Source organism: Scytonema sp. UIC 10036, assembly GCF_009725235.1.
Genome location: NZ_WJFC01000109.1, coordinates 15,036 through 29,449, shown reverse-complemented (window position 1 = coordinate 29,449; position 14,414 = coordinate 15,036). Strand labels below are relative to the sequence as shown.

The window sequence follows — 14,414 nt, the reverse complement described above, 5'->3', positions numbered from 1 at the left end:
CACCGGATCGAGAGAGGAAAAATCATTTTACCCATCAAATTAAAAGTTGCACCACTAGTAGTCCGCCACACCAACTTTGCTGGGTGAGGCAGATTTTATGATACCCTTAGTTTAAGGCTTTGAGGGTAGCATCATGGCAAAAAAGTATACCGTAAATTTGAGTAATGAGGAAGTCGAAAAGCTGCAATCGCTAATCAAAAAGGGTGAGGCGAAAGCTAGAAGCATCACCCGCGCTCACATACTGTTGATGGCAAGTGAAGGCGAGATAGACACAACGATTGCGGAACGCTTGAGAGTACATATTTCGACAGTAGAACGAACCCGTGCAAAGTATGCCCAAGGAAGAATCGAGCAAGCGCTATTTGACCGCCAACATCCTCCCAAACCTCGGAAATTAGATGGTGAACAGGAAGCGTTTTTAGTTGCGACAGCATGTTCAGCACCACCTGATGGCAGAACTTGCTGGACAATGCAACTTTTAGCAGACCGATTAGTAACCATAGGTATTATCGATTTAATTAGCGATGAAACGATACGTCGCACTTTAAAAAAAACGAAATTAAACCGTGGTTAAAGGAACAATGGTGTATCCCCAAAGTGGATGCTGAGTATGTTTTACGAATGGAAAATTTGTTGGATTTATATAGCCAGCCTTACGATCCAAAACGTCCTGTAGTTTGTTTTGATGAGCGTCCATACCAACTTTTAGAAGACGTTAGAGAACCTTTGCCTACTCAACCTAAACAGCCAGAACGCTATGATTATGAGTATCAACGCAATGGTAATGTTAACTTGTTTGCTTGCTTTCAACCGTTAATTGGGTGGCGACATATTGAGGTGACTGAGCAACGTACTAAGGCTGATTTTGCATTGCAAATGAAAAATTTAGTAGATATATATTTTCCAGATGCTGAAGTAATTCGTCTAGTATTAGATAATTTAAACACCCATAATCTCGCTGCTTTATATGAAGTTTTTCAACCCCAAGAAGCACGTAGAATTGTAGAAAAATTAGAGTTGCACTACACCCCCAAACATGCTTCTTGGCTAAATCAAGTTGAAATTGAATTATCTGTATTGTCTCGTCAGTGTTTAGAACGACGAATTAGCGATCGCACGATTCTGGAGTTTGAGATTGCCGCTTGGGAAAAACAGCGTAACCAAGAAAAAGCAAGTGTCAATTGGTGCTTTAAAACCACTGATGCACGTAGAAAGATGGGACGCTTATATCCATCTTTTTCACCCAGCAAAGTTGGTGTGGTGGACTACTAGTAGTCTGTCACATCAACTTTGCTGGGTGGCGCTGATGTTATGGTAAGCTATTTACAAAAGTGGTCAAGGTGACATCATGGCAAAAAAATATACTGTAAATTTAACTAAGGAGGAAGTAGAAAAACTGCGATCGCTAATTAGGTGCGGCAAAAGTAAAGCCAGAAGTATTACCCGCGCCCATATACTTTTGATGGCATGGGAGGGAGAGACAGACAAAGCGAGCCTCCAGGCGGAGGAGCTTCGCTAACGCAGACAGATTGCGAGTCAGCATCTCGACAGTTGAGCGCACCCGCGCCAAGTACGTTAACAGTGGAATTGAGGCTACGCTGAGCGATCGCGAGCATCCACCCAAACCACGAAAACTCGATGGTTTTCAAGAAGCATTTCTGATTGCAACAGCGTGTTCAGAACCTCCGGATGGACGTACAAGATGGACACTACGGCTTTTAGCAGACCGGATAGTGAGTTTAGATGTTGTGGATACTGTTAGTTATGAAACTGTGCGTTCCTATTTAAAAAAAACGATGTCAAGCCGTGGCTAAAGGAACAGTGGTGTATACCTAGGGTGGATGCCGAGTATGTTTTACGGATGGAAGATTTGTTAGATTTATATGGCGAACCTTACGATCCAAAACGTCCGGTAGTTTGTTTCGATGAACGTCCATATCAATTGTTAGAAGATGTCAGAGAACCTTTACCAGCCGAGCCAGAACAACATCTTCGATATGATTACGAGTATAAAAGAAATGGTAGTGTCAATATATTTGCTTTCTTTCAACCATTAGCAGGTTGGCGACATATGGAAGTGACACAACAGAGGACAAAAGTAGATTTTGCAAAACAAATGAAGGATTTAGTAGATGTTTATTGCCCAGAAGCTGAAGTTATTCGTCTAGTACTTGATAATCTGAATACACATAATCCAGCCTCTTTGTATGAAGTTTTTGAGCCACAAGAAGCGCGTCGAATTATCCAAAAATTAGAGTTTCACTACACACCAAAACACGCCAGTTGGTTAAATCAAGTTGAAATTGAATTTTCTGTTTTATCCCGACAGTGTTTAGAGCGACGGATCAAAGACGTACAAACGTTGTCGCAGGAAATCGCTAGTTGGGAACAACAACGGAATGCTGTCTATGCCAGTGTAAATTGGCGCTTTAAGACTACTGATGCACGGAGAAAGATGGAGCGCTTATACCCAAGTGTCTTACCCAGCAAAGTTGATGTGACAGACTACTAGTACCTAACCAAATTGATTCTGAAGCGAGCATCCAAAATGTGCAAAATGCCCTCAGAATAGAATTCTGGGGCTATACAAACAAAGGGGGCGCTATCCCAGTCCCTCAATTACAGTAAACCTGCATATTTTACTGAGTATGGAAGATTATCAGTCTGCTTTTATGCATCGTCATATTGATACTGAAACACTACATCGATCTGGAAGAAAAATAGCTACTATGCACTTCGGTGGTATTACTATTGAGTGTCTGCTAAAGTCAATGATTTTTGCCACTCTACCGAAAGGGGCGAGTCAGGAATGGAAGACAGAATCGAATAATCCCGGACATACTATCACGAACCCAGGACATAGCTACACTGAGGCTTTGAATCGACACAATCGGCTAAGATCCAGATTAGATAAGTTTCCAGAAGTAAGAAAATGGCTCGATGAGGTTGAAAATCCCAGCCAACATTTCATTGATATGCGTTATTGTTGCAATGAGCCTGACGATGAAAATTACAAACGTTGGTTAGATAAATATCAGCGTCTCATAAAGTGGTTACAAAAGCAAGCCACTTCACTGTAAGGAGGATGAAAATGCAACAAACAAGGCAAGGCTCGCTTAAGCAGCTAATTACAGCACAATTTGTGAATAATCCTCAAGAGTGGCTTGAGATGAATATTTCTACATCAGGCTTGTTGAATCTGACTATTGTGAGCAATCGCTTTGTTGGTTTATCCATACCTCAGCGCAAAGAGCAAGTGCTGAGTTTCCTCGACCAATCACAGGTTCCTCATTTCTCTCCTGGTTTTTTCTCCTTATATACGCTTCAAGAAGCTGAATCTCTTAATATTTCGCGTCCACAAGTTATTAATGAAGCATCGATATACACATGGCAAGATTTAGCAATAAGTGCAGCAAACCCTCAAAATCTATCTCAAGCACAAGTGCGAGAACCTCGTGTACCCCGCACAGTGACATTTTATTCCTTTAAAGGAGGGGTAGGTCGAACGACTGCATTAACTCATGTCGCTTGGATTCTTGCGATGCGCGGTCGCAAGGTTGTTGCTGTTGATTTAGATTTAGAAGCACCTGGGTTAAGTACAGCATTGAACCTAAATCCGCAACCAAAGTACGGGATTGTTGACTATTTTTATGAGCGTTCTTACTTACCGGAGGGGAGTAGTCCTAGTATTTCAGTTTCTCAAATATTTGGTGAGGTTAGAATACCTAATGCTACAGGAAGGTTATTTGTTGTCCCTGCTGGTGATTTAAATCTTGATTATCTTTCTAAGGTTGATGACCTGAGGGCTACCACCATTATTGGTAGTGGTGACAATCTTTGGTCTGTTTTTAGCAGTGAAATTATAGAACAGTTAAAGCCTGATATTCTCCTGGTTGATTCACGAACTGGAATTAATCAATGGGGAGCTTTTTCCTTGCTTCAAGCAGCTGATGAAGTGATTATATTCCTATTCCCTAATGAACAAAACCGACAAGGAATTGATTTGCTTCTACAATCACTTCAAGTCTTAAAAAATCTTTCAATCAACTTCGTTTTCACACCAGTTCCAGATGTAACTGAAGTTGGGATGGCTAAAGTGAGAAAGATTTGGAAGTCTTTGTATGAAAAGATTAATAAAATAACATATGAAAACGATGAAAGAAATGAAGATGAAACCTATAGTAGTGGATTAGATTTAGATGAGCCTCAGTCTGAAGTTGCAGATCCTCTGGTAGTTCCTTATCTATCACCAATTGCTTTGGCAGAGAACTATCCTGTACCAGCGTTGGTAGATTACTACACTCGAATTGCTAATTTCATTGATGAGGAAACAGACGATTTACAAAGAAGAACCGTTTTAAGTAGCACAGATAATCGCTGGGAGATTATTGAAAATCTTCAATTTCCTGAAGTAAATGCTGCCGATCCAAGACAAAATCTCAGCCTACTATTTCAGCGAACTACTGATTTTGAAAGATTTTTAGATGATACTACTTGTCTCATACGAGGTCGGAAAGGAACTGGCAAAACAGCACTTTATTGGCTTCTGCTGCAACATAGTGAAGTGGCTCAAAAATTAGCTCGTGGTCGGTTAGATAATACAGTTTGCTTTTCATCTCACGGTAGATTTTATGAGAGTCGCCCATCTCGTGATGAATTTCGAGTAATTCATAGGAGTTTACAAGAAGGAGGGTCTTGGGAAGCTTTTTGGAGAGGTTATTTACTTCTAAGAGCTTTTCAGGAAGAACATTTTAGTTTTCCCAGAGGTCAACAAGGTAAAAAATTTAGTGATTTTAAAGAAATTATAAATAATCTATCTAAAGAAAGATGGCAATATGAACACACTCAAGCACTAGTGCAATTATCTACTGAACCTCGGTTGCAACTTATAGTCAAAGATGCAATAGATATTATTAATGAAAAGGCTCGAAAACAATCTCAGATAATTTGGTTTCTTTATGATGATTTAGATGAAGATTTGCCGGAAGAAGGTGAGGTTAGACAGCAAGCTTTAACAGGTTTGTTCCAGTTTGTCCAATCTTGTGATGCACGTCGATTGACAGCAATTCGGTTCAAAATATTCTTAAGAGAAGACATTTGGAATCGCCTGAGTTTCGACAATAAAAGTCATTTTAATGGGCGTGATATTCTCTTGCAATGGACTAGAATTGACTTTCTGCGATTAGCACTTCGACAAGCAATTCAATCAACAAAATTTAAGAATTTGGTTGATAGATTCTCTCCAGTTGAGAGTATCGATCAAGCTAGCGAAGAGGCGATAGATCGAGCCTTGGAATTGCTTTGGGGAAGTCGTCGAAGACGTGGTGACAAAGCTAAATATGTATCTAGATGGGTTTATGAACGTTTAACAGACTCCAGTAGTACTACTTTTCCTAGAAGTTTAAGCATTTTGCTTCAAGGAGCAAAAGAGCAAGAGTTAAGCTACAGAGGACAAACATCGATAAAGTCGCCCACAGATCGATTACTTAGAGGAAAATCTCTGGAAATCGGATTGAAGAAAGCATCCGAAGAACGCTGTAGTGCGATTAAAGAGGAATATCCTAATTTGAGTAGGTTTTTTGACTCTCTCAAGGATGTCTCAGCTCTATTGTCAAAAGAAGAATTGCAAACTATATGGCGGGAATCAGCACAAGATGTCATATCATCATTTGATAACTTCGCAATTTTCTTGAGCGAAATTGGTCTTGCTGAGTGGCGTGAAAAAGAGCAACGCTACAAGTTTGCAGATATTTATGTATATGGTTTTGAGATGATTCGCAAAGGTACGGTGTAGCTGCTAAAATTGCTCAAGAAATATGTAAAATACCTATTAAATAGGTACTGAGCAACTGTGTAGTACCTATTTAACCGAGATAAGGTCACTTCATGCAATCGTTTGAACCAGGTTTTATTGAGCGCCAACCAATTTCTCAAAATTTACTGCGTACCATCCGTCTTCTTGGAGAGTACAAAGGGAAGCAGGAGTTATTTAAAGAACAATCGCCTCAAGTTCTTGAAACCTTACGCCAAGCTTCAATTATTCAGAGTACCGAGTCTTCTAACCGGATCGAAGGCATTACAGTACCTCTACAACGAATTAAAGAACTAGTCTCTGAAAAAACAACGCCTCGCGATCGCTCCGAACAAGAAATTGCTGGCTATCGAGATGTGCTAAATACTATCCATGGTAGCTATGCTTACATTCCCTTTACTCCTGGGGTAGTCTTACAGCTGCATCGCGACCTTTACCAGTTTACTGTTGGTGAAGGTGGACGGTGGAAGTCAGTAGATAACGTTATTAGCGCAACTTATCCAGATGGTACAAAAATTGTTAGATTTGAGCCAGTTAAAGCTGCTGCAACGCCGTTAGCGATGGCAAGCTTACATGAAAGGTTTAATACTCTCTGGCAATCTGGAGAGATTGAGCCATTACTGTTAATTCCTACTTACATCTTAGATTTTTTGTGCATTCATCCTTTTAGTGATGGTAATGGAAGGATGGCTCGCCTGCTGACGCTACTGCTTCTGTACAAAGCAGGTTACGAAGTTGGTCGGTTTATCAGTTTGGAACGAATTGTAGAACGTACAAAGGAAAGCTACTATGACACGCTTTACCAATCTTCACAAAATTGGCATACAGGAAAGCACAGCTTATCTCCTTGGTGGGAATATTTTCTGGGAGTCGTGGTATTGTCAGCATATCGAGAGTTCGAGAAACGGGTTGGATTGGTAACTTCTGCAAAAGGTGCCAAAACCGCAATGGTTCTAGATGCTGTCAGCAATATACCCGGAGATTTTTCTATCAAAGATGTACAAGAAAGATGTCCTACAGTGGGGATCGATTTGATTCGCCGTATTCTCCGCCAAGAACGAGATGCTGGGAGGCTGGAATGTTTGGGACGAGGTCCAGATGCCCGTTGGCGAAAGAAATAGGTACTGTACCTATTAAATAGGTACTGGCAGGCATCATAGTACCTATATAAAAAAGGAAACATTTTATTAACTCGTAGACAAAATTCATTATTAGTATAATTCAGCACCATGAGATGATACCTATTTTCATCTTTTAAAAAACGCTATATTATCTTGTGTTATGTAGATTAACAATAGAGTTACTCTATCCGGAAAATGAAAATATTCTCTGGTAGATAAAGGTTGTGGCTAAGTATTTCTCATAATACAAACAGGTAAAGGGTGACAAGCTCTAAGTAACAATCGCCAGCTTGGCAATTGTTTATAGCAACCATTTAAGCAGCGCAGGTATGTGAAAGCATAGGAGTTGAGGATGGCAAAAGTTGCATTACTGGTTGGGGTCAGTGAATATGAATTAGGTTTAAACCCTTCTAACAAACTAATGAATGTACGAATGCTCTAGAAGCCAAGAAATTACTTAGAATAATTTTATTCAAATCTTTGATAGAAAAATTATCCTGTAAAAAAAAGCACAAAAAAAAATAAAAAACATTAGTAGTGACAAAAAATAAATATAATAATAATCACAAGCGCTCGGATTAAAGATTCATTTCTAAAAAACTTACTTCTCTACATACATACTTTTTTCAAGTTTTTAGTAATATAAGATACATTATCATATAAATTTTTATTGCAAAAAACCTTCATATAAAGAAAATATTTCAGGCAAGTTAAACCTTGCTACTTTCATATTTCCTTCATAAGCGCTCCTCAATACTTAGATTTTTTACAGTTTCTTTCTTGATTATCAAAGATTTTTATGGCATTGATGACATAACAAAAATTCAGTTATTGTGCCGATTTGAAAACAATTTAGGCAATGTTAGTCTTTAGGCAGTTGAGAGATATCAACTAAAAACTTTTTTTAAATAAATGGGAAGTGAAAAATGATTAAGCGCACAGTAAGTAAATTTTTGCTTGCTTCAACAGCAGGATCTGTTATTGGTTTAGCAACAATTATTTCATCGATTAGTAACTCTCTTGCTGCGGTACAGTCTGTGACTATTAATACTCCAAACACACATTCAATATCACATATCGTTCTGTTCTTACAATCTCCTTCTGGAACAATTAGCAGAGTTAAAATTGATGGTTTTCCTGACGGGATTATGAGTTACGACCCAACTAAAATTTTGAGCGAGAATTCAGATTCTAAACTAATAGCTTACTCAGTCAAAGCAGGAAACAATAAAGTTGGTGATACAAGCGATGGAAAGCCAGTTTTTATCGATAAGAGTCTAGAGGGTATTCTACTGCCGACTACTCAAGCGGATCAAAATAACACTCCAGTATACGACTACAAGAAATATCCTACTGGTAGCAGCACCATTCCTGTAGCTTCAAATCCAGCCCCGGAACCGACTGCTCCTGAATCTCCAACTCCAGATCCTGAAGTCAGTGCTCCTGAATCTCCAACTCCAGATCCTGAAGTCAGTGCTCCTGTGGCTTCAAATCCACCCAGTGTTAACCTAGAATCTAGCCAGCCTGATAGTGGCATACCTCATGGTTCTAAGACAACTCAAGTTCCCGAACCAGGTGCAATCGCTGCGCTTGCCTTCTTTGGTTTAAGTGGCTTGCTTGCCAAGAAAAAAGTCAAGTAGTAAAATTGCGTGATTCACAACATCATTCCTAGGGCTTGCTACTGGTTAGCATCTATTTTCACCAGTTACTCATAAAAAGTAAGATTGGCATTCCAGATCTGAAAACTCAAATATATGTCCGGAGAACTGGTAAGCACATGAGCCATCAAAAATCATCAAAATCCCCTCACTAACAATACTGCAAGGGATCTCGAGTTTTTGTAGGTTGGGTAAACCCTTGTGTGAAACCCAACAAATGTTTGTAAATGTTGGGTTTCGTTCCTCAACCCAACCTACGTAATTTCATTGTTTAAGCTTAACCGACAAGTATTGCCCTCACTAAAAATTTTAGTGAGGGGAAAATTATCTGAGTTTGCTTTCTTTACAGAAATTGGAAGTAATCGTCCTCAAGATTTAAACTTGATACACCTTGCACGATCGCAATCAATTCCTGCAAATTACCACTCACAACATGAATTGCCACCCCTTCTGAGGAACCAAACGGAGACGATCCCAAAATATAGTCAGTACTTTTTCCTACTAGCTGGATAATATCCTCATTGGGTTTAAAGTCAGCAATTACGGCATAGTCATCATCATGACCAGCGCTTGTTTCATAGAGATCGTCATAGTAAACAGAAAAAGTCCCAGCAGCATTTCGTCCCCCTAACTGAAACGTATCTCTCCCTTGCCCTCCAACGAGGATATCTCTTTCATTAAGACCAAAGATACCACCAGTCTCAGAGGGGATAAAGCCAGCCGCAGTCAATCGATCGTCACCGTTTCCACCAAAAAGGCGATCGTTTCCTTGCCCGCCATCAAGAACATCATCTCCATTTCCACCATCAAGAACATCATCCCCATAGCCTGTTTTGTAACTGCCATCATATAACACATCGTTTCCGTCACCACCGATGAGGTTATCATTACCAAAACCGCCATCTAATTTGTCATTCCCATGACCCCCATCCAGATAATCATCACCCCAAAGAGCCTTTATTATGTCATTTCCAGACTCACCATATAAAAAATCTCTTCCAAAAGAGCCAAAGAGTAAATCGTCGCCTTTACCTGCGTACAACGTATTCTCACCTTGTGGATCTGCTCCATATCCCGGTGTATAAGATAAATGACTTAGCCCAGCATAGAGCATATCATTTCCATCACCCCCCTCTATGCGATCGCGACCTTCTCCTCCCTCCAAAAAATCATCACCAGATAGACCAATGAGAATATCATCTCCTAAATCACCAATCAGGAAATCATCGTCTTGCGTTCCCTCTAAATAATCGCTTCGTGTAGTGCCTTGAAGAATAACCATAAAAATTCCCTCTTGAAAATAGGGCATTGGGGAGCCAGTGCGTTGCACGAATAGCAGCGCTGTCCTCTGGTTACCACCAGTTGTTCGCGAAGCGTCTCCGCGACTGAGATAGCTCCGGGCGTCATTGAGTATGGGAAAAGAATTATTTTTATGCCCGGTTTGTGAGCAATCGCCTCTAACATCTGGCTAAGTAATTTAAGTTTGACATTGTAAAGCACATCTGAAATCAATCAATGGGTAGGATTGATTGGTTAAAGAAGTCAAAAAATAAATTATCCCATCTTGTGCGTTACATATCCTTGTGTGTCCTTTATTAGTAACAGGCTTTTCTCCAGCACACACAAAATTTTGGAATATTTTTTTATTTGGAAATTTTCGATCTAAATTTGTTATCTTAGAAGATCTTCTAACTAGTGACTGTAACTAGTCCAGCGGTGCAGGTTGGTTTCCCGCGCTCTGGCGACTGGCATATAAGCCTTGCTGGCATGGCCTGCGGCATTTGCTCTAAAAGTAACAATTTATGTAGTTTGTAATACCAAGCTACCAAAAATCGCTCACTCTCTTTTGGATGACGAATGGTGTTTTAATATAATACGTAACTAATCCTTGAATGGTTTTGGAAAATTCTTGCTTTTTTTTAGTTTGGTTGGTCAAGTTTTACGTAGTTCATGGGCAGGGAAACTTTACAGAGGGTTGTAAAATTCATGCGATTGCCATACTAATATTGAAATTAACAGAGTCGTTAAAGCTACCCTTTCCTCTAAGGGGGAAAATCTGAAAACAATCAGGAAGACAGTCCAGTGGCTAAACATCAGTCCAAACACCGCTCCGAAAGACACGTCTCTAGCACAGGGACAGAGCTTACTGAAAAATCCTTTGAGATGCAACTGCAAGAATTGCTGAAGCAGAAAAAATATCGGCAGGCATTGGAAGAAATCAAAAAAATTCAGCGATCGCACCCTGAAATTGAATTTACTCCCAAAGAATCAGAGATTTGGTTTTTGCGGGGTCAGGAGGAATTTCAAAAGCACGATTTTAAACAAGCAGAAAAATCCTTTGGACGCGCTCTAGAATTAGGTCTGGTAGGAGATATTTACTACTGGCAAGCTAAATGTCTGTTGGAATTGAATCGATTGGACGTGGCTCTAAATTTACTCCGAGGTGCTTTTGAAGCAGGCAACCTCATCAAAGACTACAGCATCTGTTATCTCAAGCTCCTATTACTTAAAGGAGATACTGCCACAGTTGAACAGTTAATCAAGCAACAATCCAAAAGGTTTAGTGCAGCCCAACTCCATTGGATACGCGGTGTGCTGGCTCTCAAGCAAGGACAACCAGAAGACGCTTTGACATCCTTTCAAAAAATTAAGCGCCCCATCACACCAGGAGATTTACCAAATGCTTGGATTATTTACAGCCAGCAAATGAGCGGTAATTGGAATGCAGCTGCTAATCTGTTGGGGTTGCAGTCATCTAAAAAGATCGTCGGCAGACCAAAGTATTTAGAAAATCCAATTTTAGAGCGATTGGCAATTGCCCAGCAGGCAAAGACAGGAGAACTCCCCCTAAAACCCCAGAATCTAGAGCAAGAAGATCCATTTATCCAAGACGCAGTATCAACCTTGACGATTGTACAACTCGTTAATGCAGGAAATCATCACGATGCTGCCCATGTCTTGGTACGAAGAGAACGGCGTTCAACTCGCTTCCCGGAATTAGAAAGCCTGCGGATACCTCTGTTAACCCTGGCAGGTCAACAGGCACTGAACCAAGGACAAACAGAGTGTGCAGAGCTATTTTGGCAGCCTTTGTTATCAGAAAAACCCTTCAACCCCCAGTTGGCAGTCAACCTGTTACAAGTTTTGAATGCTAATGATTCTGACAAAAAACGCCAAAGTGTTTTAACTCAATTGTTGCGGTGGCTGGAGCTCGAAGGGAAACAAAAACCGCAAGAATGGCCAGATACACGCTTAAAACCAACCTTAGCTCATCTGCACTGCTGGATGGCAGATGCTTACATGGCAATACATCGCGAACGCGCCGCTTTAGGAGCTTTGCAACAAGCAGAACGCATCTGTCCCACATCGCCAGAATTATTGGGGCGCAAGGGATTAGTCGCGGCAATGGAGGGAAATTATACTGAAGCGATCTCACTGATTACCCAAGCTCTTGAAGGCGGGTGTCGTTATAAAGAAGCTTACGATACCTTACTGACTTGTTTGGATGAACTGGGAGATAAACAAGCACGTAATGAAACCCGTCGCCGTTTTGGTAAACACTTTGGTGACCTAAGTGTTGAGACTGAGGTGGAAAGATTACCTTGGGTAGATGCTTTATCTACGTTAAATTATCCCTTATTTAGTCGTTCGGTGCAGGCAAAAGATAAAAAAGATCCAGCTATACGTGCTTGTCAGATATTCGCGAATGCAGTACAAAGTCAAGTCAATTCCGGCGGTCGAGTTTCGTTGAACCAAAAAGCAGCAGTCGAAGCATGGGATAGTCTGCTGCAAAAATTATCTGGAAGCGAGCAAATTCCTGTGTTGCAGGCGATCGCTCTTTCTATCAACCTCTTCGCCAAAAAGGAAAAAGGCATCGCCGCTTTAATAAATCAGTATGTACAAAAATTGTTCAACCTATCAACAGAACACCCAGAAGCTAGAATTGCCCATTTAGTTGTCTTAGCTGTCAAAGAAAATAGTCCTCAAAAACTAGAGTTTCCCTTGCGCGTTTACCTTGACACCATGCCCCAACCAGGTAATGCTTTAGCAAACATTCAACTTCATGCCCGTCGTTTTGGCTGCATAACCACACTCGTTCCTGCCTTAGAGGAAGCACTACGTCGAGAACCGCAAAACCCATTGCTACTACTAGCTAGAGCTACTACCTACCATGTCGAGCACCCAAAATACGAAGAATTGAAGCAAGAGGGATTTGAATTAGCCCGTCGCCTGCAAGATGCCAAAGCATTACAAGCATTTCGGGAAGAACAGGCGTTTCTCTTTGCTCGAGAAGCGGTTAGCATCATGCCGACTCCAGAGGAATTGGAGAATCAGAATGTGTCAAATCTGGACGATTTATTAGAAGGGATGCTTCAAAAATTATTTGGTAACAAAATTCCCAAAGCTGAGTTTGAAAGGATGCTTCCAGAACTTAAGCAAAAGATATTAAACAAAATGCCTGATTTCTCAGATGAGGAGGAGGATGATGATGATGATGAACTAGATTTAGACTTTATCTTTGGAAACTTACCGCCTGCGTCTAGAAAACAAAAAAATAAGAAAAAAAGAGGTTTCCAGGAATTCTTGTAAAAGAAATAGAAGTTTTTTAAAGAACTACGAATTACGAATTGGAGCACTCGCGACTTGACTTCCCACTACGAACAATTAGGAATTTCTCCAGGAGCTACTCCCGCCCAAATTAAAGCAGCATATCATGCTAAGTTGCGGGAATTTCCTGCTCACACTCATCCAAAAGAGTTTAAGGCAATTCGAGAAGCTTACGAAGCACTTCGCAAAGGCGAGACAACTCAAAGAGATGATTTATTGAACATTCGTCCCCTAGAAGCAGAACTGAACCCAGAAATATTAAAACAGGTGGAAGAAAAAGCGATCGCTCAACTAGAAGTTAATCTAGATGATTTAATTCGTGCCACATTTTAAACTATAATTCATAGTGGTGAGTTATTGATTTTTCTAAGACCCGCTAACTATTGACAAATAACAAATGACTAATGATAAAGAAGTTTTATTTGCCAAATTTTTAGATTATTTACAATCAGAACAATCATCTCCTGAGTATTTGGGTGAACCACCAGAATCTGCTAATTCTTTCGATCCCTATCAAATGGTGGCAGAATGGACTGCCCTACGCCATGAACTCAAACAACAGGGGAAATTACTGCGTTCAACTCAAGATGCTCTGGAGCAAGCATTGGAAGTAACTCGCGCAGATCGAGAACAGCTGCAAATACGTCTGGAAGAAACCCAAAAACAGGCATTGGGACAATTCGAGCAACAGCAAGAGAAACTACTAAAAGATTTGCTGGGTATCCTGGATGCTTTAGATCGGGCTTGTACTTACTGGCAAGAAGAATTAAAAGTGTTATCTGCTACTTCCATTCCAGCCCCAGAGGCACAAAAAAGCTTTTGGAAAAAGCTAAAAGAGTGGTTTGCTGGTAAAGAGCCTCAATCTACGGTGTCTGAAAAATCACAAATGTCGGAATCCTTAAGTGAAATTTTAAGCAGCAATCAACAGGGTGTGGAGTTAGTTAGGCGATCGCTTTTAGAGGTGTTGAGACAAAGGCGTGTTGTTCCCATTGCTGCTCGGGACAAACCATTTGACTCCCAGACAATGTATGCTGTGGGACGTGAGTTAAAAACAGACGTTACAGAAAATACTGTGATTAAGGAAGTAGTACGGGGTTATTTATGGGGCGAACGCGTGCTTAGGGAAGCACAGGTGATTGTGGCGGTACGGGGAACTGGTGATTAGGACTGGGGACTGGAGAAATTAACACAGTTAACTTAGAAATTTTGAATTTT

At 40.5% G+C, this 14,414-nt stretch carries 9 protein-coding genes and 1 pseudogene; 9 read left to right on the top strand and 1 reads right to left on the bottom strand.

Features of this window, described 5'->3' with window-relative positions; translation table 11 throughout:
- Window positions 1-133 precede the first annotated feature (133 nt).
- From F7734_RS36915 to F7734_RS36890, 6 genes and pseudogenes are all read left to right on the top strand, one after another.
- Window positions 134-1,272 (top strand): IS630 family transposase gene (locus F7734_RS36915; protein WP_243147252.1). Its coding sequence is split into 2 segments (ribosomal slippage): window positions 134-554 and window positions 554-1,272, totalling 1,140 coding nucleotides; the frame shifts between segments, so codons are not numbered across the junction.
- 76 nt (window positions 1,273-1,348) lie between these two features.
- Window positions 1,349-2,512 (top strand): annotated as a pseudogene (locus F7734_RS36910) (IS630 family transposase).
- Window positions 2,513-2,648: 136 nt separating this feature from the next.
- The gene (locus tag F7734_RS36905; RefSeq protein WP_155749440.1) at window positions 2,649-3,080 is read left to right on the top strand and encodes a hypothetical protein; all 432 of its coding nucleotides are present in this window, start codon (window positions 2,649-2,651) and stop codon (window positions 3,078-3,080) included.
- 11 nt (window positions 3,081-3,091) lie between these two features.
- Window positions 3,092-5,794 (top strand): AAA family ATPase, encoded by a 2,703-nt coding sequence (locus F7734_RS36900; RefSeq protein ID WP_243147293.1) that lies wholly within the window; start codon window positions 3,092-3,094, stop codon window positions 5,792-5,794.
- A 92-nt stretch (window positions 5,795-5,886) separates the two neighbouring features.
- Window positions 5,887-6,933: a Fic family protein gene (locus F7734_RS36895; protein ID WP_155749438.1), complete on the top strand. Its 1,047-nt coding sequence runs from the start codon at window positions 5,887-5,889 to the stop codon at window positions 6,931-6,933.
- Between the two features lie 926 nt (window positions 6,934-7,859).
- Window positions 7,860-8,573, top strand: a complete 714-nt coding sequence (locus F7734_RS36890) for a hypothetical protein (protein ID WP_155749437.1) — start codon at window positions 7,860-7,862, stop codon at window positions 8,571-8,573.
- Window positions 8,574-8,934: 361 nt separating this feature from the next.
- Here the strand turns inward: F7734_RS36890 and F7734_RS36885 are convergent, their stop codons facing one another.
- Complete coding sequence (locus tag F7734_RS36885) at window positions 8,935-9,873, bottom strand: calcium-binding protein (RefSeq protein WP_166482389.1); 939 nt, start codon at window positions 9,871-9,873, stop codon at window positions 8,935-8,937.
- An 800-nt stretch (window positions 9,874-10,673) separates the two neighbouring features.
- Between F7734_RS36885 and F7734_RS36880 the strand changes: the two genes are divergently transcribed.
- From F7734_RS36880 to grpE, 3 genes are all read left to right on the top strand, one after another.
- A complete protein-coding gene (locus F7734_RS36880; RefSeq protein ID WP_166482388.1) occupies window positions 10,674-13,181 on the top strand; it encodes a tetratricopeptide repeat protein in 2,508 nt (835 codons plus the stop codon).
- Between the two features lie 54 nt (window positions 13,182-13,235).
- A complete protein-coding gene (locus F7734_RS36875) occupies window positions 13,236-13,532 on the top strand; it encodes a DnaJ domain-containing protein (RefSeq protein WP_155749435.1) in 297 nt (98 codons plus the stop codon).
- Between the two features lie 64 nt (window positions 13,533-13,596).
- On the top strand, window positions 13,597-14,364 hold the full coding sequence (gene grpE / locus F7734_RS36870) for a nucleotide exchange factor GrpE (protein WP_155749434.1): 768 nt from the start codon (window positions 13,597-13,599) through the stop codon (window positions 14,362-14,364).
- Window positions 14,365-14,414 lie beyond the last annotated feature (50 nt).

Coding starts and splice junctions, on each gene's coding strand:
- F7734_RS36905 (WP_155749440.1), top strand. CDS start 2,649: ATGGAAGATTATCAGTCTGCTTTTATGCATCGTCATATTGATACTGAA.
- F7734_RS36900 (WP_243147293.1), top strand. CDS start 3,092: ATGCAACAAACAAGGCAAGGCTCGCTTAAGCAGCTAATTACAGCACAA.
- F7734_RS36895 (WP_155749438.1), top strand. CDS start 5,887: ATGCAATCGTTTGAACCAGGTTTTATTGAGCGCCAACCAATTTCTCAA.
- F7734_RS36890 (WP_155749437.1), top strand. CDS start 7,860: ATGATTAAGCGCACAGTAAGTAAATTTTTGCTTGCTTCAACAGCAGGA.
- F7734_RS36885 (WP_166482389.1), bottom strand. CDS start 9,873: ATGGTTATTCTTCAAGGCACTACACGAAGCGATTATTTAGAGGGAACG.
- grpE (WP_155749434.1), top strand. CDS start 13,597: ATGACTAATGATAAAGAAGTTTTATTTGCCAAATTTTTAGATTATTTA.